This window comes from Synechococcus sp. MIT S1220 (assembly GCF_047303025.1).
Lineage (GTDB): Bacteria > Cyanobacteriota > Cyanobacteriia > PCC-6307 > Cyanobiaceae > Parasynechococcus.
Genome location: NZ_CP138939.1, coordinates 565812 through 588796, shown reverse-complemented (window position 1 = coordinate 588796; position 22985 = coordinate 565812). Strand labels below are relative to the sequence as shown.

Annotated in this window: 16 protein-coding genes; 7 read left to right on the top strand and 9 right to left on the bottom strand. The window is 55.5% G+C overall.

Annotated elements, in window-relative coordinates; genetic code table 11:
* Positions 1-126: 126 nt before the first annotated feature.
* Together gatB and SIB64_RS02880 are read right to left on the bottom strand one after the other, a co-directional pair.
* Positions 127-1608 (bottom strand): Asp-tRNA(Asn)/Glu-tRNA(Gln) amidotransferase subunit GatB, encoded by a 1482-nt coding sequence (gene gatB / locus SIB64_RS02885; protein WP_413441823.1) that lies wholly within the window; start codon positions 1606-1608, stop codon positions 127-129.
* Complete coding sequence (locus SIB64_RS02880) at positions 1569-1766, bottom strand: hypothetical protein (RefSeq protein WP_413441822.1); 198 nt, start codon at positions 1764-1766, stop codon at positions 1569-1571. The genes gatB and SIB64_RS02880 overlap by 40 nt, the downstream gene beginning before the upstream one ends.
* Between SIB64_RS02880 and SIB64_RS02875 the strand changes: the two genes are divergently transcribed.
* Together SIB64_RS02875 and thiO are read left to right on the top strand one after the other, a co-directional pair.
* Entirely contained in the window at positions 1765-2367 is a 603-nt protein-coding gene (locus SIB64_RS02875) for a cyclic nucleotide-binding domain-containing protein (RefSeq protein ID WP_413441821.1), read from the top strand. The genes SIB64_RS02880 and SIB64_RS02875 overlap by 2 nt on opposite strands.
* Positions 2367-3488, top strand: coding sequence for a glycine oxidase ThiO (gene thiO / locus SIB64_RS02870; RefSeq protein WP_413441820.1), 1122 nt, complete (start codon positions 2367-2369; stop codon positions 3486-3488). Before SIB64_RS02875 ends, thiO begins: the two co-directional genes overlap by 1 nt.
* Here thiO and SIB64_RS02865 read toward each other — a convergent pair.
* Together SIB64_RS02865 and SIB64_RS02860 are read right to left on the bottom strand one after the other, a co-directional pair.
* Positions 3469-4743 carry a CHAT domain-containing protein gene (locus SIB64_RS02865; RefSeq protein WP_413441819.1) on the bottom strand — a complete coding sequence of 425 codons (1275 nt, stop codon included), beginning with the start codon at positions 4741-4743 and terminating at the stop codon, positions 3469-3471. The genes thiO and SIB64_RS02865 overlap by 20 nt on opposite strands.
* A 19-nt stretch (positions 4744-4762) precedes the next feature.
* Entirely contained in the window at positions 4763-9379 is a 4617-nt protein-coding gene (locus SIB64_RS02860; protein WP_413441818.1) for an autotransporter-associated beta strand repeat-containing protein, read from the bottom strand.
* Between the two features lie 169 nt (positions 9380-9548).
* Here SIB64_RS02860 and SIB64_RS02855 point away from each other — a divergent pair, with 169 nt between their 5' ends.
* Together SIB64_RS02855 and SIB64_RS02850 are read left to right on the top strand one after the other, a co-directional pair.
* Complete coding sequence (locus SIB64_RS02855) at positions 9549-11261, top strand: ShlB/FhaC/HecB family hemolysin secretion/activation protein (RefSeq protein ID WP_413441817.1); 1713 nt, start codon at positions 9549-9551, stop codon at positions 11259-11261.
* Between the two features lie 79 nt (positions 11262-11340).
* Positions 11341-12594, top strand: a complete 1254-nt coding sequence (locus SIB64_RS02850) for a CHAT domain-containing protein (RefSeq protein ID WP_413441816.1) — start codon at positions 11341-11343, stop codon at positions 12592-12594.
* A gap of 30 nt (positions 12595-12624) precedes the next feature.
* On the opposite strand, the gene SIB64_RS02845 is transcribed toward SIB64_RS02850, so the two are convergent.
* From SIB64_RS02845 to ndk, 3 genes are read right to left on the bottom strand one after another with little or no spacing between them, the layout of a single operon-like run.
* Complete coding sequence (locus SIB64_RS02845; protein WP_413441815.1) at positions 12625-14373, bottom strand: CHASE2 domain-containing protein; 1749 nt, start codon at positions 14371-14373, stop codon at positions 12625-12627.
* Positions 14370-15161 carry a FecR domain-containing protein gene (locus SIB64_RS02840; RefSeq protein WP_413441814.1) on the bottom strand — a complete coding sequence of 264 codons (792 nt, stop codon included), beginning with the start codon at positions 15159-15161 and terminating at the stop codon, positions 14370-14372. Before SIB64_RS02840 ends, SIB64_RS02845 begins: the two co-directional genes overlap by 4 nt.
* Before the next feature lie 51 nt (positions 15162-15212).
* Positions 15213-15668: a nucleoside-diphosphate kinase gene (ndk, locus tag SIB64_RS02835; RefSeq protein WP_413441813.1), complete on the bottom strand. Its 456-nt coding sequence runs from the start codon at positions 15666-15668 to the stop codon at positions 15213-15215.
* Positions 15669-15775: 107 nt separating this feature from the next.
* Here ndk and speA point away from each other — a divergent pair, with 107 nt between their 5' ends.
* Both speA and SIB64_RS02825 read left to right on the top strand, forming a co-directional pair.
* On the top strand, positions 15776-17707 hold the full coding sequence (gene speA, locus SIB64_RS02830) for a biosynthetic arginine decarboxylase (RefSeq protein ID WP_413441812.1): 1932 nt from the start codon (positions 15776-15778) through the stop codon (positions 17705-17707).
* Between the two features lie 422 nt (positions 17708-18129).
* Entirely contained in the window at positions 18130-20019 is a 1890-nt protein-coding gene (locus SIB64_RS02825) for a CHASE2 domain-containing protein (protein WP_413441811.1), read from the top strand.
* Here the strand turns inward: SIB64_RS02825 and SIB64_RS02820 are convergent.
* Both SIB64_RS02820 and SIB64_RS02815 read right to left on the bottom strand, forming a co-directional pair.
* Complete coding sequence (locus SIB64_RS02820; protein ID WP_413441810.1) at positions 19964-20584, bottom strand: hypothetical protein; 621 nt, start codon at positions 20582-20584, stop codon at positions 19964-19966. The two genes, SIB64_RS02825 and SIB64_RS02820, sit on opposite strands and share 56 nt — an antisense overlap.
* A 258-nt stretch (positions 20585-20842) precedes the next feature.
* On the bottom strand, positions 20843-21208 hold the full coding sequence (locus tag SIB64_RS02815) for a DUF3307 domain-containing protein (RefSeq protein ID WP_413441809.1): 366 nt from the start codon (positions 21206-21208) through the stop codon (positions 20843-20845).
* Positions 21209-21471: 263 nt separating this feature from the next.
* Between SIB64_RS02815 and SIB64_RS02810 the strand changes: the two genes are divergently transcribed.
* Positions 21472-22968: a cyclic nucleotide-binding domain-containing protein gene (locus SIB64_RS02810; protein WP_413441808.1), complete on the top strand. Its 1497-nt coding sequence runs from the start codon at positions 21472-21474 to the stop codon at positions 22966-22968.
* The last annotated feature ends 17 nt before the right edge of the window (positions 22969-22985 follow it).

The following is a 22985-nucleotide window of genomic DNA, read 5'->3' as shown; positions in this document are numbered from 1 at the left end:
TCGTTGCTATTATAATTCTCACCCTTTAGTAGGGGATTTCGGCGGTTTTTATGCTTATAAATATTAGTGATTGAAAAATAATATAAATTTCGTTGATTTGAATTGTTTGATATTGACCTCCAGAAATTACCCCTTCAGCTTCTTGCTCAAAATCTGATTCGCCAGCTTCGGATCAGCCTTGCCCCCCGTTTTCTTCATCAGCTGACCCACAAAGAATCCCTGCAGCTTGGTCTTGCCGCCCCGGAAGGCCTCCACTTCTGCGGGATGAGCTGCCAGGAGCTCTTCCACAATGTCGGTGATTGCAGCTGGATCACTGATCATTCCCAATCCGCGTTCGTCGACGATTGCTTTGGGAGAACCACCTTTCTCCAGCAAATCAGGAAGAATATCCTTGGCAATTTTGCCGCTGATCTTACCCCCATCGATCAGCTGCACCATCTCGGCCAGCTGCTCCGGGCGAAACGGCAGATCTGCATAACTCAATCGTTTGCTGTTCACATAGGCGGCGATATCACCGGTGATCCAGTTCGCTGAAAGCTTGGCGTCAGCTCCAGCGACCACAGCGGCCTCGAAGAAATCCGCCATCGGACGCTCATCGGTGAGCACCCGGGCGTCGTACGGAGAGAGCCCCAATTGATCCGCATAACGATGACGCTTCGCGGCCGGCAGCTCAGGCAGTTGCTCGCGCCAGGCCTCCCGTTGATCCGCACTCACTTCGATCGGGCCGAGATCAGGATCAGGGAAATAGCGATAGTCGCTGGCCCCTTCCTTGCTGCGCATGCTCTTGGTGAGCTGTTTGCCCTCATCCCAAAGACGGGTTTCCTGCACGATCGTTTCGCCAGCCTCAATCGCCTTCACCTGACGCTTGATCTCGTACTCGCAAGCCTTTTGGATCGCAGAGAACGAGTTCATGTTCTTGATTTCAACCTTCGTACCGAAGGGCGAATCCGGACCGCGGCGCACGGAGATGTTCACGTCGCAGCGCAGTGAGCCCTCCTGCATGTTTCCATCCGACACCCCCAAATAACGCATGATCCTGCGGATCTCGGAGGCATACTCCGCAGCCTCCCGGCCGGTGCGCAGATCCGGCTTGCTGACAATTTCCGCCAGTGCAACACCGGCACGGTTGTAATCCACCAGTGAATGGGTGGAACCGGCCAGACGATCACTACCGGCATGAACAAGCTTGCCGGCATCCTCTTCCATATGAAGACGTTCAATGCCGATCGTCTTCAGATAGGTGTCCTTCCCCTTCTCAGCCACTTCAACTTCGATCCAGCCCTCCTCCGCGATCGGCTCGTCGTACTGGGAGATCTGGTAATTCTTCGGAAGATCGGGATAGAAATACTGCTTGCGATCGAATTTGCTGTGCTCAGCGATGTTCAGATTCAGCGCCATCGCTGCCTTCACGGCATATTCGAGCACTTTCTGGTTCAGCACTGGCAACGTGCCGGGTAAACCACACACCACTGGATCGATATGGGTGTTGGGGTCATCCCCGAACGTCGTTGACGCAGCCGTAAAAATCTTGCTGTCGGTCCCCAGCTGCACGTGGGTTTCCAGGCCGATCACGGCCTCCCAGGCCGGTAGGGTTGCTGCGTCGGCCATGGGCCCAGGCGATCAATCAGATCAAGGAATCCTATGGAATCAACAGGGGAAGCAAGCCTCCATCGAGGGGCGGATCCAAACAATCGCCATCCGATGAGGTGAGCTGGCATGAAGCAGATCTCCACATCCTGAACATCGGCGCCCGGCACGATCAGCATGGAAGCAGTCGCAGGAGGGTTCGTGGGTGCATCCTTGCCGCAACTGGAAGTGATGCGCAGCGGCCTGCGACTGCTGCTCAACGTTCATATGGACCAAATTCAGCCTGAAATCTTGCGTCCCGGTCTGGATGAAGTGGTGATTGAACAGGGTGCCGTTGCCGAATCCCTACTCCTCGTCAATCAAGGACGTTTGGCGGTGGAAGTGAATCAATCCGCAGCACCAATGCGCACTGTGGCCGTGGTGAAAGCCGGGGATCTCCTGGGTGAAATGGCCCTGTTCGGGGATGGACATCACACGGCGCGCGTGCGCGTCATCGACACACCTGCAGAACTGCTGCGCATCTCCCGCGATGCGCTGCTTCAGGCGGTGCTGTTTGACAGCGAGCTCACCGCAGCCATCCTGGAACTGAGCCTGGAACGCTGCCGCAGCAGCAACCGCTGGACCTCCCTTCTGCTGAGTGCAATCAGCGCCTGTGCCGAGAGCAATGCCCCTGCTCTCGAGTCCATCTGCGACCAACTGCGCCACGGACCCAGCAGCATCTCTGATGCCGCGACCCTGCTCAAACGCCTGTTAGCTGCTGTTGAATCCAAGTCCTGTTGATGACGATCGCGACCAGACCGCCACTACGCATCCTCGGTGGTGGCCTGATGGGTCTGGCGATCGCCCATCAATTGGCACGACGGGGCAAAACTGTTCAAGTAATCAGCCGGCGGCGCAGCGAAGCAGCTGGCTTCGTGGCAGCAGGCATGCTCGCCCCCCATGCGGAAGGCCTCACGGGAGCATTGCTGCAGCTCGGGCAAGCCAGCCTTGATCTTGTACCCCGCTGGGTTGCTCAGATCGAGCTGGATGGTGGTCTCGCCTGTGGGTTGCGGGCCTGCGGAATTGTGGTGCCGTTTCATGGCGAGGACGAACGCGACCGCTACCCCACAGCAGACTTTGGAGAAGCACTGGATCGCTCACGGCTGGAACGGGAGGTACCAGGTATCGGCTCAGCCTGGAGGGCAGGGCTGCTGTTCGAGCAAGACGGACAGATCGACAATCGCCGCCAATTGATGCGGGCGCTTGAGCGGGCCTGCACCTCGCTTGGCGTCCAGTTCATGGAAGGCACAGAGGTGCTGAAGCTCGAGCAGGACCGAAGCGGAGCTCTGACCGGGATCCTCCTGCGCAATGCCATTGGAGAAGAACAGCAGCTCGCCACAAAAGAGGCCGTTCTCTGCTGCGGCGCCTGGAGCCAGCAACTTCTCGATGCTTTGCCCGTGTTCCCAGTGAAGGGACAGATGCTCTCCCTGCAAGCACCACGCACCGCTCTAAAGCGCGTGATCTTTGGCCCCGGAACCTATCTGGTTCCAAGAGAGGACGGTCTGGTGGTGGTGGGAGCCACCAGTGAACGGGACGCCGTATTTGAAGAGGGGCTGACTCCCGATGGACAAAAAGAATTGCAGGCAGGTCTGCAAGCGCTGCTTCCCCAGGCAGCGACCTGGCCCCCGATGGAGCGTTGGTGGGGATTCCGGCCCTGCACGCCGGATGAGGCACCAGTCCTCGGATCGAGTCCCGTTCCAGGGGTCTGGCTGGCCACAGGGCATCACCGCAATGGTGTGCTCTTGGCGGCAATCACAGCCCAGCTCCTGACGGACTCAATTCTGGGAGACACCGATCAGGCCAGCCACAGTGCTCGGATGCGTCAGTTCAGCTGGCAGCGCTTCACCACGGGGCACCCATGAGCTCAATGCCACCCCAGAAGAAGGGGTTGCTAAATCCAGCGGCCGCACGGCGCTGCTGCAGCGGGTTGAGATCACTCAAAAGGGCAACATCACCCACCCCCAGCACCTGATTTCCATCCAGTCGCACCAAACCTCGAACGAAGGCCTGTCGTGTCATCTGCATCGCTTCTGCTTTGGGGATGCCATCGGCAAGAAAGCGATACATCTGCACGAAGTACGCCGATGTCGCGACGTCGTCCACATACCAGAGCGTGCCGATCGCGCTGCGCGCGCCGGCCTGCAAGGCCAAACCACTGAAACCGAGTTCCGCCTCTGCATCACCAAGCGCCGTACGACAGGCACTGAACACGACGAGATCCAAGGGAATCCCCTGGCGTTTCTGACGCAAGGACGCCAACTCACTCATCGAAATCGGGCCGGCACCGGAATGGAGCTGGGACGCCTGAGGGCCACCCGGTTTGAACTCAGCATGGGTGGCCACATGCAGCTGGTCATACCGCGACAAACCGGCCTTCTCAATCAGAGCGGAAGCGGTGAACTCTCGATTGAGGAACTGATCTTTCCCAGCCGCAGCGGAAATACGGTTCAGTTCTTGTGGCACCAAGGGAAGATCCGACAAACCCTGGAATTCCGATGCGCCAAAGGCCAGCAAGCGTTGATCGGGATTGTTCGCCGCATTGAATTCCGTCAATGCAAGGGATGGCGTAATCGCAAAGGCGTAACGATCACCAAAAAAGCGTTGCCCGTCACTGAGCGCCGCAAACGGAACAGCCTGCAGCCCTCGATCGGCGGCAAGGAGGATGGTTGTGATTTTTTCCCGTTCAAGAATCGGCGTGATCCCCTCAATCAGCAGCGCATGCAACTGACGCGAAGGCGACGACGGATCATCCACCTGCAGGGATTCCTGGCGCGAGAGCTGCCGATAGAGACCACGCAATTTCTGCAGAAAAACTGACTTGGACAGTTCAACCCGAAGACCTTCAACCTTGCCTGATGCGGGTATCAGCGTGAGATCGAGAAATGCATCTGCTGCGGAATCCAATGTGCGGTCCACTGCTTCTGTGAAGCGCACATGCAGCACCGCAGGGTTGTAAGCGCTTCGGTTGAAAACCGGCTCCCGCAAAGCGGACTGCTTCAGAGGAGTTGTTGTCTGAACTTGTGCCAGCGAAGCCCCGAGCCCAAATGACAGGTCGTGCAGCAACACACCACAACTGATGCAGCAACAGAGTGCAGAGCAGCGCAGTACAGACGTCAACGAGGAAGACAACATCCGTTCATCGACCTCTGAAATTTTGAATCTGCTGTTTGAGTTGTTGCAGGCCTTTCACAACATCAGCCGTCGACAACTGCTTCTGAAGCGCAGAGGCAGGAAGATTTAAAGAACGTACAGCCCTTTGAGTGGCAACAGCATCACTGCGATCGACGTTCTCGCGCGCCTGCGCAGAATCAACTTGTTTAACCGCGATCGTTGACGATGGGCCTGACTTCACAACAGCATCACCGGAAGATTCCGCCTCAGCGGGTGTGTCACCGGCCAGATCCGCTGAAGTGTTCTCGGACTTGTCTGATTCCACTTCAGTCGCTGGCCCGCCGGTCAGATCCGATGAAGTGTTCTCAGAATTGTTTGATTCAAGTTGATTGGTATTGGCTCGAACAGTCGTGGCTGCGCGGGGCGAATCCGTTTGAGTACCGCCTGAAACAGGGGGAGTGGAAGGCTCAACAACCTGAAAAGAATCATTCAGGGAAAGATTCACCTTCAAACCGGGCCCTTCCAGATTCGAAGGAGCGATCGATACCGGCGCTGGAGCATCAGATCGGGTGGAATCTTGCAATCCATCCGAAGGGGTAGCCGATGCCGTGGGGCGAGACGGCGGGGGCGAAGCCGATGGTGCGGGGCGAGACGGCGGGGGCGAAGTCGATGGCGCGGGGCGAGACGGCAGCTGTGCGTTGCCGGCCTGCGCGTTGAGCGGGTTGGTGTTGGCTGCGGTTTCCACCAAAACCATGGCCTCTTCCACATCCTTGAAATCGCGAAGGAATCGCTCATCCGTTGATGCAGGCGCTGGTTTCGGTGGGGGGGGGAGTGATGCGCCGGGCTGTGCCGGAGCTGGTTTGGGTACACCAGGCTGTTGTGGACCATCAGGCTGTTGTGGTCCACCAGTCTTTTGTGGACCGCCAGGCTGTTGTTGACCGCCAGGCTGTTGTGGAACATCCGTGATGGTTGATGGCTTGTTGCCGTCTGGTCCTTGCACAGGGCCATCGCCAAGATCTGCGGGTTGCTCCGGTTTATCCCCTTGCTCGGGTTTATCGCCTTGTCCGGACTTGTCGTTGGCCGGATCGCCTTGATTTCCCTGATCGCCTTGTCCGCCTTCACCGCCTGAGGGTTTGTCGAGGTCTTTATCTCCTTTGTCGCCTTTGCTGCCCTTGCCGCCTTTTGCTCCGGAGGGTTTGTCATCGTTTTTATCTCCTTTGCCACCCTTGCCGCCGCCGCCACCTTCTCCGACACCACCTTCTACGACACCACCGTTGTTGTCATCACTTTGTACTGGCTTAGGCCCTGAAGGTTGCGTTGGTTTTGGAGCAACGGGTTGCCCTGGCCCAGGCTTTGCAGGAGTTGGTTTGGGTGTTGTGGGGACTGATGCGCCTGGTTGAGGAGTACCGGGTTTGGGTGTACCAGGCTGTTGTGGACTTCCGGGTTTTGGAGCATTGGGTAGCCCAGCGCCAGGCTGTGCAGGCGCTGGTTTCGGTGTGGGCGTCGGATCCGGCGTGGGAGAGGGATCGGGAGTCGGTGCCGGATCTGGCGACGGAGCCGGAGCTGGTGTTGGGCAAATATTGGAGCTGGCACCGGACGCACAGGTCGCCGTCGCAGGCGCCTCACCCGTCACCGTCAACGTGCCGGCACTGACAGCGGTTGGACCTGAATACGTGTTGATCCCAGAAAGCGTGAGCGTTCCGGAGCCTGTCTTGGTCAGCGCACCGGAGCCACTGATGGCACGACTGACATTGATCGCAAGACCAGGATCAACCTCAAAGACACCACCACCGCTGTTTAGAACAAAAGCAGTTCCCGAAGGGATTGAAGCCGCTGCTGAAAAGCGGAGCGTACCGCCATCAAAATTCAATGCACTTGTGGTGCCGAGAGCTCCTGTGTTCGACAATTGCAACGTTCCAGTATTGATATTTGTGGCTCCTGAGTAAGAATTCGTCGCCGTGAGATTGAGAATTCCAGCACCTTCCTTAGTCAACGATCCTGTACCAAGATTCAAAACACCGACCGACGAATTGCCCGCAACATCAAGCGTTAAATTTTTCGTCGACGTCAAATTTCCAGTAAAACTAAGCGCATCTGAGCCCGATATAAAAATCGTCGGAGCAGTCAAAGAAATCGGCGAAGTCGATGCAATTCCATTGGTGTTTGCATCACCAATCGTTAAGAGTGAGTGTGTATTATCAATCTCTGTAAGGCCTTCAATTTCCAAATCGGCCCCAGAACTGGTTCCCAATCCAATACTCTTCCCCGCCGTAAAAGGCTTGATAACGATTGAGCCAACACCCTCCACATGCTTCTTGAACGAAATCTTGCGATCGGCTTGAAAAGTTGTGTTAACAGAAGATGCCCCTTCAATCGGAGTCACTCCTTGAACGGCAGTCGCATTTTTACGGCGACCTAAAAACGTCTCTGATCGAACCGATATCTTCGAATTCGCTGTATCCCGCTTGCTCACCAGGAGAATCTCTCCTCCGTTCGATATAAATTGATACTCCTGGAAGCCATTCGTGTCTGTGCCCGAGAGAGCAATGCCAGGTGTATCTCCTGACGTTTGTGATGATGAACCCTCCAACGTGATCCCACCGCCGCTGTTGGCAGTGCTCTGCAATAAAACTGTTCCTGCTGGTGAAGAATCACCGGTACCATCACCCAACCAGACGCCACGATTATTCACCGACGTACCAACAATTTGAATTGCAGGCGTGGACGTACTCCCGCTCGTAATTGCCACGTCTGGGTAGTAATCAAGATTGCCAAAGCGCAAGCCAACGCCACCACCTGCGGCAACCTGATCACCTTCGATCTGAATTGACCCTGAACCCGCATCAATCACCACAGCCCGCTGCGAGCCAAAACCATCGGCTTGGGTGCTGGCCACACCCGAACGTCCGCTGATAATCACATCACCGCCACCGGAATTGATCGTGATGCGTGCACCCGTTTGATCACGCACGCTGCCCAAACTGACACCGGACTGCAGCGGGTCTCCAGCAAAGACCGATCCTGCTGACCGGACAACATCACCGACATACGCGTATCCATCGGGATAACCATCAGAGTTCGTATCAAGCCCTCCTGCCAAAACAATCTTGCCACCCTCCGAAGTCAACGAGGACCCTGGATTCAAACGAATGAAGTGCTGACCCGATCCAGACTGTTTATTGCCTGTATTCGACCAAAGCACAATATCGCCACCATTCGTTTCAATCGATTTCTCTTGATCAAGAATAATTTGACCCGCAGCCTTGGCCACCACATTCAAAGCGCTACCCGTCGAAGAAATCGCTGCATTGAGAACAACATCATTATCCGCCTCAAACGTCAATGTCACTGGAGGGCCAGTTGTCTTGCTGATAGGCGAAGCCAGTGTGATATTCCCTGGATCACCGCTGTCAGTTGACGAACCAAGCGAAGAATTCTGAACCGCAGTACTAATCGTGACATTCGTCCCACTATCTAAGCTACTCGAGATCGTACCCGCCGGGGCAGAAGTGATGTCATAATTAAAAGGATCTTGTAGCCACAAACCAGCGTCTCCATTCAACGCCGACGCATCAATCTTCAGGTTCGGAGCGAGCAACAATGTCGCCCCTGAGGTCTCAATTCGGCCACCATCACCCCCTTCTCGCCCCCCTTTTGCAAAGAACGTACCAGCTACATCCGTGATGGAATCGACAGCAGAAATATCACTCCAAACCACAATCTCGCCGCCATCACCACGCAGTGTTGCCGACGCATCGATCAAGGCACCCGCCGCCACACTGGTCGTCGTCGCCTGACGCACAGACGCATCACTGTTCTGCCAGCTGCCACCGATCTGAATCAGCCCGCCACCTTCGCGACCTCGCGCCAACAACTGCGATCGGCCATCCACATCAATGGCGTCTCCGCTGAGCGTCATCCGGCCAGCGTTTCCCTCGACAGAGCTCACCGACAGGCTGCTGTTGCGCACATCCACACGGCCCCCAGGAGCATCCAGCAGCAGCTCCTGATCGATACTGATCTCAATTCCGTCCAGTTGAATTCCAGGAATTGAGCCACCGTCCCGCTGAATTGATCCCTGAACGGCGCCCTGAAATCCATCCGCACCAGGCCTTGGATCATCCCCGAATTGCTTCAACTGAACCGCTGAACTATTGAAGGCATCAAACACACCATCGCCCAGCCGAAGCATTCGTGCCGTACTGAGATTCAGCCGGGGAATATTGACAAAACCTGCACCACGGCCCAAATGAATACCACCGGGAGACAACCAAAAGAGGTTGGCTTTCGATGACATTTTGATCATCTTATTAATAAATGTACCGCGGGGCGATGTCACGCCAACGATCACATTCTTGGAATTGCCAACATCAAATTTGACCGAGCGAATCTTGCCACGTGTATCAAAACGGCCGAACCGATGAAATTGATTGCGGCCTGATTTTGTACCACCACTGACGCGGCACACACCAGAGCGGCAACGGCCACCCCGCTTGCCATTCACCAAGGTGCCCAGCCCTTTGCGTCCATTCGTTGCGCGAACATCAGCGCTTGCGTCCAACGGCACGATCAGGCCGAAACCAAACAATGTCGTTGCCCATACAAGAGCAACAACGCCAGGCCTGGACACAGCCGCAGACACGCTTACTTAGGAGAAGATCCAACAAAATCGTAGTGCCGAGACACAATGGAGCAATAAGACTTTTGAGTCTTATTTTGAGAAATTTTTCGTCTTTTCCAATACTGGCTAACTACAGGGCTGGTTTTCCAGCTGAATTCACTGAGAATCATCACGACAGAGTGATGCAAACGTGTTGTTCCTGGCCCAGCTGGTTGAACCACCCCTCCAGCCCGGTCCTGTTCGCCTGCCCAACAAACCTGCGGAGCAGCGTCGTCGATCGGATGATCAGACGCCTGTGTTGATCCCTGAGCCCGCACCTCCTAAAGCGCCCAGCGACGACGCAATCGATCGGGATGGCGCGGAGAACACACAACCGATGCCCGGCTGGCGCCCTCCCATCCAGGGGACCATACCTTTTTCAGCTGAAGATCTGGATCTGATCCTCTCTGGCTGTGAACGACCATCACCGGTCAGCACACTGAATGCCTGTGCCTCTGCTCTGACGGCGCGTCTAATCCAGGACGGTTACATCAACAGCCGCGTGTATGTGGTGAAGACTCCCCCGCCGGGCGCCCTCGAGCTGGTGCTGGGAACCATCAGCGAATTGCGGATCAGCAGCGACGACGCGGCGTTGCAATCACGGGTGGAACAGCAACTCAACCCTCTTGTCGGGGAAGTGCTGCACCTACCGAGCCTGGAAGAAGCCCTGCTCGAGGTGCGACGCAACGGCGTTGGGTCGATCAAGGGAAACATGGGACGTCTTGGCAGTGATCCCACCAAGGCTGTGATCAGCTTGCGGGTTACCCCTGCACCGCAATCCCCCCTCCAGGGAGATCTCGAACTGAGCAACAGCGGCAACGCAGGCAGTGGTGAATGGCGTGCAACCACAACACTGCTGAAAAACGATCTGCTCCGTCAGGGAGATACCGGCCTGCTGTTTCTTGAGCTCGACGCTGACGGCCAGCTGGAACTCGGCACTGGTGTGATCACCTCCACCTACAGCTGGCCCTTGAGCCGCGACTGGTCCCTGACCGGTTCCCTCGGCTACAGCTACAGACGCTTCGTTGAATTTCGCAAGCCGGCCTACAACTTCAGCTTTCGCACACTGCAGGGATTGCTGCAACTGGACACCACCCTCAAGAGCAGTCAGTCCTTCAGTTGGAGCGCTGCGGCGGGGATTTCAGCAAACCGAACAGACAGCTTCGAATCTGGAGGCCGCCCCCAGATCCCCCTCATCGCTGGCGGCTCCGACTTCATCGAAACCGATGGACGATGGGATCCATGGACACGCACCGGCTACCTGAAACTGTCGACAAGCCTGAGTGGCATCACGGGACGAGGCTTCTGGTCAGCCAATCTCTACGCCATGCAAGGACTGGCGGGCGTCACCCCAAACGACCATCTCAGCAATCTCAACAGGCTTGGCATCGACGTTGGTACTGCGCGCGCGATCGGTGGGCTGGCCGACATCTCGTGGCCATTGGCAACCAACACAACACTGAATCTCCGCGCTGCCGGGCAAGTGGCCTTCAACCCTCTGCCCGGCAGCATGGGTTTCGTCCTCGGGAGCGACACCGGCCTGCGGGGCTTCCCCGGCAGTCTCGTCAGTGGAGACAGCGGCTGGCTGACGAGCGGCGAACTGGTTTGGAACCTCTGGGAAAACAACAACCAGAGCCTCTCGCTTGTGCCATTCATCGGCATGGGCGGCGTCCATACCGAAGTGAACCGGACCGTCTTTCGAGACACCGTTGGATCAGGCGGACTGATCGGTCGCTACCGCAATGGGCGCTGGGTGGTTGAACTCGGCTGGGTCGACAGCTTCAAAACCGATGACTCGCCCGGCATCTGGAACGACTGGATGCTGGGCAATGGCCTTTACAGCAACCTCCGATATCGCTTCTGATTGCACAAAGCTGCACAATCGCAAAGAGCGCCAAATCGCTCGGTTAAAGCTATCTCTTGAAGAGAGAAACGTCCGCAACATGCATCGCGCCCTCGCAGCATTGATCATCGCGACCGTTATCAACGGGGGGATCACGCTGATCGCATCGCCCGGATACGCCCAAACATCACCAGAATTGACCAAGAAAGTGCTGCAAATGGAGCGCGACAGAGAGAAAGAATTTGAAGATTATTTCAAAGAAGATCTGGCGACGGTGAGTAAAACAGCTGATCAAACCGCCGCCGAGCTCAGCCGTCTGAGCGCTATCACCGGCACAGGCTCAGCCCTGCTTTACGTCATCCCCCGCAAAACCCATCTGCACCTGGTTCTGATCACGCCTGATGGCACACCAATCGTCAAAGATTTCTACGAAGTGACAGATCCTCTGTTATTCGAAACAGCGCAAAGATTTCATACCAGCATTCTCCGCCTGAATCAGGCAGTCACTCAAGAAACAGGGCAACAGCTCTACGATTGGATCATCAAACCCTATGAACAAGAACTCAAGGACGCCAGGATCAATCTTCTTCTCTTCTGCTTGGGTGATGGAATCAAAGATCTGGCCTTACCCGCTCTCTCCAACAACAATAAATATCTGATCGAATCCTATGCAATGGCCAGGATTCCAGCCTTCAACCTGATCGAGACCACATACAAGCCTTTTGAATCTGGCACCCTGCTTGCCATGGGAGCAAGCACCTTCCAAGACAGCACCATTCCTCCTCTCCCAGGCGCAACTAAGGAACTGAATCTTCTTAACCAGAGCCTGAATGCGCAACGTCCAAACAACTGGACTGTGAAGCGGCTGGAAAACAACAACTTCACCCAGGGCAAAATCAATCAACAAATTGCTTCAACGCCCTATTCCACCCTGCACATCAGCACCCATTCCCAGTTCAGGCCGGGCAAGGCGGATGCCTCCTACATCCAACTCTGGGATCAAAAACTCAAATTGAACGCTCTGAACACCATTGCCTGGAGGCAATCAGGTGCCGATCTGATCGTGCTCAGCTCCTGCCAGTCAGCCCTGGGAGACAAAGACGCTGCCAATGGTTTTGCCGGCCTCGCTCTCAAGGCAGGCATCCCATCGGCGATCGGAACGCTGTGGTCCATCAACGACAAGACCACAGCAACATTGATGAAGAACTTCTACCAAGCGCTGCCCAGCAGCTCCACGAAGGCCCAGGCATTGCAATCAGCGCAGGTGGCCGCTCTGCGGGCAACCAACGCCAACATCGCAGAGCGCACGCCCTACTACTGGGCCGGTTTCAGTTTGATCAGCACACCTTGGTAAATTCCCTCAGGTCTTGTCCTCTGGGGCTGCCTAGGGACGATTCAAACGGATCAATCCGAACACTTCAATCGGCTCAGGCCAGCCCTTCACCTGATGCCGTCCCAAGCTTTCCACCTGCACCTCATCGCCGAGCAGGGTGCGCACAGCATCACTCATCAGGATCGGATGTTCAGGGAAATTCCTGGTGAGCGATTCCAGCCGACTGGCGAGATTCACCGGAGCACCGATCACGGTGTATTCCAACCGATGGCTGGAGCCCAGATTGCCTGCGATCACCTCGCCCACATGGATGCCGATCCCCTGGCGCAGTGGCTCCAGCCCCTCCCTCTCCAAATCAACGTTCAAGGCTGACAGGTTGTCCTGCATCGCCAGAGCAGCCCGCACTGCAGCCAGGGCCTCCTCCCGCTCGCCCCGATGTTGGGGCACGCCGAATTCAGCCATCAATGCATCACCAATGAATTTGTCCAGCAGGCCCTGCTCAGCCAGCACCGGCGCAGCAATCGCCTCGAAATAACGATTGAGAAGCTGAAACAGCGCTTCGGGCTCCATCACACTGCTGCGTGCCGTGAAACCGACAAGGTCGGTGAAGAGCACAACACAGTGCGTCCGTCGGCCGCCCAGCTGGGTCCACATCTCCTGCCCGGACAGCAGCATGTCCTGCATCAACGTCGGGGAGATCCGGCTGGACAAGACCGATTTCAAAAAACGGCGCTGAACGTTTTCAACGCGGTACTGAGCGAGCGTGCGGATCCCTCCTCCGAGTAAGGGTGCCAGAACGAGCGTTGTGCCAGGCAGCCACCAGCCCCAACTCCAAGCAGCAACGGTGACTCCCGCCGCCAAAACGATCAAAATCAAACTGTGCCGAAAGGTGATCAGGGCGACGCTGCCTGCGCCGATCCGCCAACCGCAAAGGAGCGTCCAAAGCAGCAAAAGGCCACCCAGAACCAAAGGCTCAGGCTCCCTGAAGCCTCGCCCCTCCAACAGCCCCGACATGGCAGCCACCAGCACTTCAGAACCACTAACCAGACCAAACGGGGTTTCCAGCTGATCGCCCAGGGTCGGAGCCGTTGCTCCAAACACGACAACCTGGTTGCTCCAGAACCCATCTCCCAGATTGTCGATGTCCTGTGGCGTCACTAATGGAAGCTGGCCGGCGGGTCCAAGAAAATCAATGCCGTAGATGCCATCAGCAGCGTTGATTCCGGCGGCGAGATGGGCCAGTGGAGCTGGGTACGGCGGTGGAAAATCCGCCAGCCGTTCGCGAAGGATGCGCAGGCCTGGAATGGCCTTCACCACACCAAATTCATTAAGAACGGTATTGGACAGGCCTACAGCAACATCCGGAATCGAGGTCTGTCGGAGTTGAACCTCCTCCATCCCATCACGCTTCTGCTCCACCAGATGGGCAGTAAATACAACCCGATCGAGCCAGGGCTTGAGCCGACGCAGAAAGGCCTCGTCATCCTCGATGCCATACGGGCTGATGCCGGAATGGACGATATTGAAGACAACTCGCTGCGCCCCCAGTTCCAGCACCCTGGCCACCAACTCCGCCTGCAAAGCGCGCGGCCATGGCCAGCGACCGAATTCAGACAGCTCCGGATCCACAGAGGCTTCATCGATCGCCAGGAGCGTCAGGGATTCGGCAATCGGGCGTGGACCGCGCAGCTGGAACAGCAGCTGGCGGCTGAGTGAATCCAGCCCGCTGAGCCAGGGAAGCAACAGCAACGGCAGCAGGATTCCCAGCCGCCAGAGCAAGGGAATGATGATCCGGTTCACGGCGGTGACGGACGCTGCGAAGAGCCCGCTGCTGGAACTCCCAGCTCACGCTCAATCTCCGGCAGGGTGTCGAGGGGTGTTGAAAAACCGTTGATCAGCTGACTGTTCTGCATGCGTTGGCGCACCTCGGCCTCACTGATCCGCTGGGGAGACGACCACTCAAAGGTCTCGACAGCTGAATCCAAGTCGCCAGCGTCATTGGCCCCATACCCACCATCGCCATAGTCGTCGTCGCCGAAGCGATCACCCGAGACCGAACGCACAGGCTGGGTCAAGTCAAGCAGAAGCTGTTGGCCACTCTCCAAACGGAACTGATCGCCAGAGCTTGTTGTGACCAAGACACGGCCCTCCCAACTGAACACCTTGAAGAGGTCATCGGTGAGTTCGATGAACACTGTGGTGCCCTGGATCGAGGCTGTTGCCAGGCGTGTCTGGATGGTAAATGGTTGATTCCGCTTCAATCCAGGCTTGATCCAGCCGATGATCGATCCTTTCAGGAGCTGAACAGACCTGGGCTTCAGGCGCAGCAAGGCATTGCCACCCATGCGGAACTCCCGACCATCGCTGAGCTTGACCTGCATCCGACCTGGCTTGGTGGTGCGGAGCAGGGAATCCTGTTTCAGCGTTAGGCCTTTGCGCGCCTTGATCTCAGACTCCGATGGAGGCTTCACAAAGGCAGGACCCTTGGGGACCTCCACCACCGTTGGTTCAGATGTGGCCCTGCCCAGTGGTGACAACACCACAGTGGACACCAAAAGGCAGGAACCAACCAGAAGCGCTTTGCTCAAGAGAATCCGGCAACACTCAACCCAAGGGTGTCACCGAATTCGTCGCTGAACTCAATCTTCAGTGCGCCAGGTCTGATCAGAGGGAGTCCAATCATTCAGTTCAGAGGCGTCAAACCAAAGGCCGATTTCAAAGGAAGCTGTTTCCTGCGCATCAGAGCCATGGATCACATTGCGACCGATGTTGATCGCAAGATCACCGCGAATGGTGCCGGGTTCTGATTCCAGTGGCTTGGTTGCGCCGATCAGTTTGCGAGCACTGGCAATCACACCATCGCCCTCCCAGACCATCGCCACCACAGGACCGGACGTGATGAACTCCACCAGACCTGCGAAGAAAGGACGCTCCTTGTGCACACCGTAATGCTGCTCAGCCAGTTCTCGGCTGGGGGTGATCTGCTTCAGACCAACCAACTTGAAACCCTTGCGTTCAAAGCGACCGAGGATCTCTCCCACCAGCCCACGCTGGACGCCATCGGGCTTGATGGCAACAAAAGTGCGTTCAGCCATGGGTCTTTTTACGGAAAAGCGCCGTCATCGTCAACGCTGGCCCGCCCTCTTGGCAAGCACGACCAGCACACAAAACCCTATCTTTCGTTTGTTTGTCCGCCTGAGCCATGGTGCTGACCGGAACGGAACGGTCATGGTCCGTCTCCCGCAGTGCTGAGCTCTATGGGCTTGATCGCTGGGGGGAGCCCTATTTCTCGATCAACTCCCGCGGGCATGTCGTGGTGCAACCACGGGGTGACCGGGGTGGCTCACTGGATCTGGTGGACCTGCTGAAAGGCCTGGAAGCACGGGATCTGCATCCCCCGCTGCTGATCCGTTTCGACGACATCCTCGAAGACCGGCTCGAGCGACTGCATGCCGCCTTCGATCGCGCTATCGCGCACTACGACTACGGCGGAAGATATCAAGGTGTTTTTCCAATCAAGTGCAACCAGCAGCGGCATGTGGTGGAGCACCTGGTTGAACGGGGCAACCGTTGGAACTTCGGCCTTGAAGCGGGAAGCAAAGCGGAACTGCTGATCGCGCTCTCCCTGACGCAGAACCCAGATGCGCTGCTCATCTGCAACGGCTACAAGGACCGGCGCTATATCGAGACGGCCATCCTCGCCAGACGACTTGGACACAAGCCAGTCGTCGTGATCGAACAGGCCGACGAGGTGGAACGGATCATCGCGGCCAGCAAAGACCTTGGCGCCTCGCCATTCATTGGTGTCCGCGCCAAGCTGTCGAGCCGCAGCACGGGGCGGTGGGGCAGCTCCGTTGGCGATCGGGCCAAATTCGGTCTGTCCTTGTCTGAAATGCTGCAGACCGTGCGTGCGCTCGAGCAGGCAGACCTGCTCGAAGACCTTCGGCTACTGCACTTCCATATCGGCAGCCAAATCAACGACATCGCTGTCCTCAAGGATGCGCTCCAGGAAGCTGGGCAGATCTACGTGGAGCTCACCCAACTCGGGGCGCCCATGGGCTTTTTGGATGTTGGTGGCGGACTCGGAATCGACTACGACGGCAGCCGCACTGCCAGTGCCGCCTCCACCAACTACTCCCTCCAAAACTATGCGAACGATGTTGTCGCCACAGTTCGAGAGTGCTGCCACCCCCATGGGGTGCCGGTACCCACCCTCGTGAGTGAAAGCGGCCGAGCCATCGCCAGCCATTTTTCCGTGCTGGTGTTCAACGTGCTCGGGTGCAGCGGCACTCCAGGTGAGGAGCCTGACGAGGAAACGGACGAACCGCTACCAGTCCGCAATCTCCGCGAAACCCTTGAGCGGGTCCGCAACCTCGAGAGCCCCGATACCAGCCTGATGCAGGAGGCCTGGAACGATGCAATCAAATTCAAAGATGATGCTCTGGCAGCCTTCCGCCTGGGCTATATCCGTCTCAGCCAGCGTGCCTTGGCCGAGCAGCTCACCTGGACCTGCGCCAAAGAGATCAGTCAGCGTCTACCGGATGACGAGATTGTCCACGACGATCTACGCGGCCTTCAACGGGCACTGGCCTGCACTTACTACGCCAATCTCTCCGTCTTCCGCTCCGCTCCCGACACCTGGGCCATCGATCAGCTCTTCCCGTTGATGCCGATCCATCGACTGGAAGAACGGCCAACGCAACTCGGTCATTTTGCTGATCTCACCTGCGATTCTGACGGCAAACTTGCACGTTTCATCGATGGCGGACAGACAAAATCGCTTCTAGAACTTCACACACTTGACCCTAACGAGCCGTACCGAATTGGGATGTTTCTTGGTGGCGCATATCAGGAAGTGATGGGCAATCTGCACAACCTTTTCGGTAGCACCAACGCCGTCCACATCAGGCTGAGTGATCGGGGCAACGACTACGAACTCGATCACGTTCTCCGCGGCGACACCAACGCTGATGTGCTGAAGATGATGGAACATGACCCAGAGCTGCTGCTCGAAAGGCTCAGGAAGGTCTCAGAACGAGCCATTCAAAGTGACTCTCTCAGCATTTCCGATGCACGACTGTTGATGGACCACCTCCGCCTGAGCCTGGGCCAAACCACCTATCTGGAAAAATAATCTCAGCCCCTTGAAGATCCTAATCACTTCAATCATCATCGGATCTCGATAATAAAATCCGTCGTCACAATCCTGGCAATAATCGGCAAGCACCCGATCAGATTGTTCAGTTTCATCGTCACCCAGAAGATACTTATAAGATCGCTTGCAGATCACCTAAATCCAGGATCAATCCAACCAGACAAATTGATTCGGTCCACCAATTTTCATGCCTGAACAATGTCGAGACAACCCGTTGATTTTTAATCTCACTCTGAGTGAGCAAGATTGATGGATCAAGTACTCAGTACACCATCAGAACAAGAGAAGCTGAAGCCGTCGATGCGCTCAGGATGACAAATTGACAGTCTTAAGACCTGGCCTCTAAATCGATCTAGATTGCTTGCAAATTGAATGACCAGAGTGATCGCTTCGCTGGAAGAATGAAACAGTTCACACAATTGACCCAGCGGATCGGACCAGCACTTCTTGCAGCATTTGTTCTGGTCCTTCTACGAAGCACTGGACTGGCCCAGATGATCGACCTGTTCCTCTATGACCTGGTCACCAGTCAACGCTCAGCAGAATCTGGCGAGATGACCCCGATCACCCTGATCCAAATTCAGGAACGTGACATCAAAAAGTACGGGTGGCCCATTGAAGATGGCTTGTTCTGCCAGGCGATCGACACCCTCAACACCCATGGCGCCAGGGCGATCGGCTTCGATATTTATCGCGACAAGGGTGTAGGCCCCAATCAGCAATGTTTACGAGATCGATTCAGCAAACAACCACGCCTGATTTCGATCTTCAACGCCGCTGCCGACATTGGTGCAGTCCCTGGAACGCCAGCTCACCGGCAGTCCTACAACGATCTCAGCCTCGATGGTGACGGTATTCTTCGCCGGGATTTGGTGCATGTGGGCGGCCAGGACGAGGCGACGGTGACGTTCCCGATGCGCGTGATCGAAGTTGCCACAGGATCAACGCGAATCCGAGAGGACCTGGAACAGGGGCGTCACAGGGATGCCTGGGTCAGCGCCAATGGCGGTGGTTATCACGGTGCCGTGGATGCGGGGTTGGGCTGGCAACGCCTGTTGCTGTTTCGGGAACCAGGGAGCTACGCAAGTTTTTCACTGAACCAACTCCTCAGCGGAGACATCCCTGACGAGGCCATCAAGAACCAGATCGTGCTGATCGGCAGTGCCGCACCATCGCTTCGAGATTTGTTCGAAGTGCCACACAGCCGCTTTCGTCATGGCGCCGAACCCTTTCAGATCAGTGGTGTCGAGATCCATGCCAACCGCATCGCGACATTGCTGGACCATCACAACAACACGTTGAACATCGGTTGGATCATGCCGGGATGGGGCAATGTGCTGCTTGTGCTGATCTGTGCATCCGTCGGGCTGATCTGTGGGGAGGCCATCCCGTCATTGCGCAGGAGTGTGTTCATCGTGAGCCTGCTGACGCTGGCTCTAAGTGGAGGCTTGCTGGTTCTGCTCTTGAATCACCGCTGGGTCGGAATGGCATTACCGATCACAGGGCTACTGAGCATGGGAGGGTCAGCATGGATCCGGCGGGGTGTACTCAATCAACACCACACACAACAGATCCGCCGACTTTTAGGACAAACCACCTCACCAGCAGTTGCGCAACAACTCTGGAATCAACGCGAGTCCTTGTTAAGCAACGGACGTTTTGAAGGACAACTGCTACCAGTTACGGTTCTGTTCACAGACACAGCATCATTTACCAGTGTTTCAGAACAATTGAGTCCAAGTGAGCTGATGAACTGGCTGAATCAGGGAATGGCAATCTGCATCCCAGCAGTCACAAGACGGGGCGGAATGGTGAATAAATTCACGGGTGACGGAATGCTTGCCGTCTTCGGTGTTCCCCTTAAACAAAATCCAAGGGGTGACGCTCGTGCGGCAATCGAAGCCGCGATTGAAATCAACACTGGACTCCAGGATCTGAATGCAACATTCCAACTCAATGGTGCACCTGCGATGCGCATGCGTGTAGGCATTCATTCAGGCGAAGTATTGGTTGGATCCATGGGCAGTTCTGAGCGAATCGAATATGCCGTCATCGGTGACACCGTCAACTGTGCTTCACGACTGGAGAGCATCAACAAACAAAGGCATCATGGTGTTGTGCGCGTGTTGTTCTCCAAAGACACGCAAGACCTGCTGGAACCAGACTTTCTCAAGAACCTCGACTTGACGGCATGGGGATCGGTCCCGATCAAAGGACGGGACCAGGGGCTGGACGTCAGCGAGCTGAATCTGGACAATCCACCGGCAAATGCTTCGGCCATTGAGCCGTAGCGAGATCCGCTAATCCGAAACTGGCCAGAGTCTCAGCAGTGGGAACCGAAGCACCACATTGCTGCCGAAGTCCAGCCAGGGCCTGCTGAACGGGAAGGTCCCCGGGTTCGGACACAGCAACAAGCAAACTCAAGGCAGGTGGAGACGCTGTTTCCACAAACGACAAGTCATCAGCTGTTGTGCTGTCATCGCTTTCGCATGCAAAAGCAGACTCCCAGACCATGGCCTCCCGAATCGGTGGAACGCGGAGCAAGGTGATTCCTGCTGGACGCGCCGGCATACGCCGAAGGTCCTCCTCCGCTTCACCGCGCTGCGCTCGGAAGGTCACAGCCAAGGGCACGGGCTGGGCGGAAGGACCACGAACCAGGGCCAGATCACCCGTCGGAGCAGGAGAAAAAACACTGGTTTCGGGAACCAGGTGCGCCAACACACGCGCACTGCATTCACCACGGGTGCCCCCACCGACCCGGCGTCCGGGAAACACATTGCGTTGATTCTGCTGCGCGGATGCCAGCGGCAGAAACAACACAACGGCGGCAAGCAGCACGCTTCGCCTAAAAACCATGGTTAGCAACGGCGTGAATTGCATACGACAGAACAGCGTGCCTATCAATAGTTTGGCAAACAACTTGCTGATCAACATCCAGAGAGCCGAGCAGATTGCTGGGAGGATGCAAAATCAATCCAGAGCGAGCGGGCAAGTTCAACAATGGCGAGACAAAAGATCATCAAAAAGTGACTCAGGCAGACATCAAACTCCCCATTGCAAAGCTGGACTGATGGAGAGATTCAATCGCCTGGAACTCAATTCCATCCCAACCATCTATGCAGAAAGGCCTGGGAACCACAAGGCAATCCAAAGCACCCAACACACTTTGCACAGCCAATGCAACGCCTGGTCCACCAACAAGGAATAACGAAGCTTGCATTTGCCGTAATCAATCACGGCATGCGCGCCCACTTCAGCCAAACCGATCGACGGGATGCCGGTTAGGCAGGCCACTATAAATCCATGCGTCGCGGAATGCGCCAGGAGCCACCATCGCCAATTCATGGTCTTGTCGCAACCAGGACACTTTTCCACGGCCATCTTGTCTCCCTGCAGGGGATAGTCACCCAGAAAATGACCAAGCAAGAGCAAGATCAAAAGATCAAGCGCATCGGTGACAGGAATCAATGGATGCAACATCCAAGCCCCCCCGGCCCCGCCATCTCCTGCAGCCGATCGGGCTCCATCATCTTGGTTGACGCATCACGAATCAGCAAGACCTCGGACGTCGCGGAAAAAGGCAGTTACACCAGATTAAAGATTTATCTGAGCCACGGCAATCAGCGATTAAACGCCATTCGTACTTCCAACAAATTTAAGCTTGCACAATCAAACGCGAAAGACGTGAACCAAAAGACTATCTAAACTATCTAAAACAGAAAGCCCACGATCCCGTTGAAATCATGATATCGATTTTCGTTGAGCTTGCAATCGGCATCGTGGTCGTTGCGGTTCTTTTGCTGCTGGGAAAATTCTGCAGACAACACTCATTCACACCACCACCATCACGACTACCATTTATCGCTGTTCTGCTAACAACGCTCTTCAACATCTTGATGGCGGGACGGAACAATATTTTACCCAACAGCTTCATCGTCTTTGAATCAGCTCTGAAAGCAGCAGACGAATTAATTGTCTCTCTAGCAGTCACTCGACTAATGGTCTGGGCATTCCTTCAACTCCCAGTAGATTTAAAACTTTTTAAGCCTATCGCGAAAATAGCAAGGGATTTGATCTTCCTGGTGGCTTCGACAATCATCACCATTATTATTTTTCAACATTACTTTTCGATTAACCTTGTCAGCCTGGCCGCAACATCAGCTGTGTTAACAGCTGTGATCGGCCTGGCAGCTCAAGAAACCCTAAAAAATCTCTTTGCAGGACTCTCCCTTGAACTGGATTGTCCGTTCGAAGAAGGAGACTGGGTCTCAGTCAATGAAGTTTGTGGCGAAATTAAATCATTACGCCTGATGACAACACGTTTACTCACTGTGACTGGCGAAATGGTGGTCATTCCCAACAGTCAACTATGCAACGTTGGGCTGAAACGGGTTCGACGCAATAGACCCGTCGGCCAGGTCTTAACCATCGGCCTCGACTATTCACTACCACCACATCAGGCGATGGCTGTTTTAACGTCTGTTCTTCTCAAGCATTCAAAAATCCTGCAAGAACCGAAACCTGTTGTTCGGATTGATCACTTTGGAGAGAGCGCTGTTATCTATAAAATCTATATGTGGCAAAGCAGTCCTTTCCAAAGGATTAGCCTGCGCAGTGAAATTCTTGAACATATTTGGTACACGCTGCAGCGAGAAGGGCATGGAATTCCTTATCCGATTACGGAAGTCATCGTTAGAAAAAACGCCCATAACACAATCAACGAGGATATCAATGAATCGACAGTTGCACTCATTTCAACACTTGGCAATCTCAGCTACTTCGAACATTTTAGCTACGAGAAACTCGAACAACTCGTCATCACCTCAACATTACGGGAATTCGGCAATGGAGAAACAATTATTGAGGAAGGAAGTGAAGGGGGAAGTCTCTACATCTTATTGAAAGGATCTTTGCAGGCCATTAAAGGGAGACAGTCAGATCAACGATTACTCAACACGTTGAGCCCGGTCTCCATGGTAGGGGAAATGTCGTTCTATACAGGAGAACCGAGATCAGCAACCGTGCGTTGCATCGAAGCCAGCACATTACTAGAAATCAAACGAAGCTCTTTATCGCCTCTCTTGAAAGAAGAGCCTGCGTTGCTCGAAGAGATCGGTGCATTAATCGAAACACGACAACAGCCTTCCGATAGAACCACACTCGCATCATCAACGAGCAGGAAGAAAAGCACAATTGTTAGCCTCATGAGGCAAATATTTCTATATGAAGATGAAGAATGAACCAAACTTAACAGCAA

Excerpts from the sequence above, each read along its gene's own strand:
- gatB (WP_413441823.1), bottom strand. The coding sequence starts at position 1,608 with ATGGCCGACGCAGCAACCCTACCGGCCTGGGAGGCCGTGATCGGCCTG.
- SIB64_RS02875 (WP_413441821.1), top strand. The coding sequence starts at position 1,765 with ATGGAAGCAGTCGCAGGAGGGTTCGTGGGTGCATCCTTGCCGCAACTG.
- SIB64_RS02880 (WP_413441822.1), bottom strand. The coding sequence starts at position 1,766 with ATGCTGATCGTGCCGGGCGCCGATGTTCAGGATGTGGAGATCTGCTTC.
- thiO (WP_413441820.1), top strand. The coding sequence starts at position 2,367 with ATGACGATCGCGACCAGACCGCCACTACGCATCCTCGGTGGTGGCCTG.
- SIB64_RS02850 (WP_413441816.1), top strand. The coding sequence starts at position 11,341 with ATGCATCGCGCCCTCGCAGCATTGATCATCGCGACCGTTATCAACGGG.
- ndk (WP_413441813.1), bottom strand. The coding sequence starts at position 15,668 with ATGGCTGAACGCACTTTTGTTGCCATCAAGCCCGATGGCGTCCAGCGT.
- speA (WP_413441812.1), top strand. The coding sequence starts at position 15,776 with ATGGTGCTGACCGGAACGGAACGGTCATGGTCCGTCTCCCGCAGTGCT.
- SIB64_RS02825 (WP_413441811.1), top strand. The coding sequence starts at position 18,130 with ATGAAACAGTTCACACAATTGACCCAGCGGATCGGACCAGCACTTCTT.
- SIB64_RS02820 (WP_413441810.1), bottom strand. The coding sequence starts at position 20,584 with ATGGTTTTTAGGCGAAGCGTGCTGCTTGCCGCCGTTGTGTTGTTTCTG.
- SIB64_RS02815 (WP_413441809.1), bottom strand. The coding sequence starts at position 21,208 with ATGTTGCATCCATTGATTCCTGTCACCGATGCGCTTGATCTTTTGATC.
- SIB64_RS02810 (WP_413441808.1), top strand. The coding sequence starts at position 21,472 with ATGATATCGATTTTCGTTGAGCTTGCAATCGGCATCGTGGTCGTTGCG.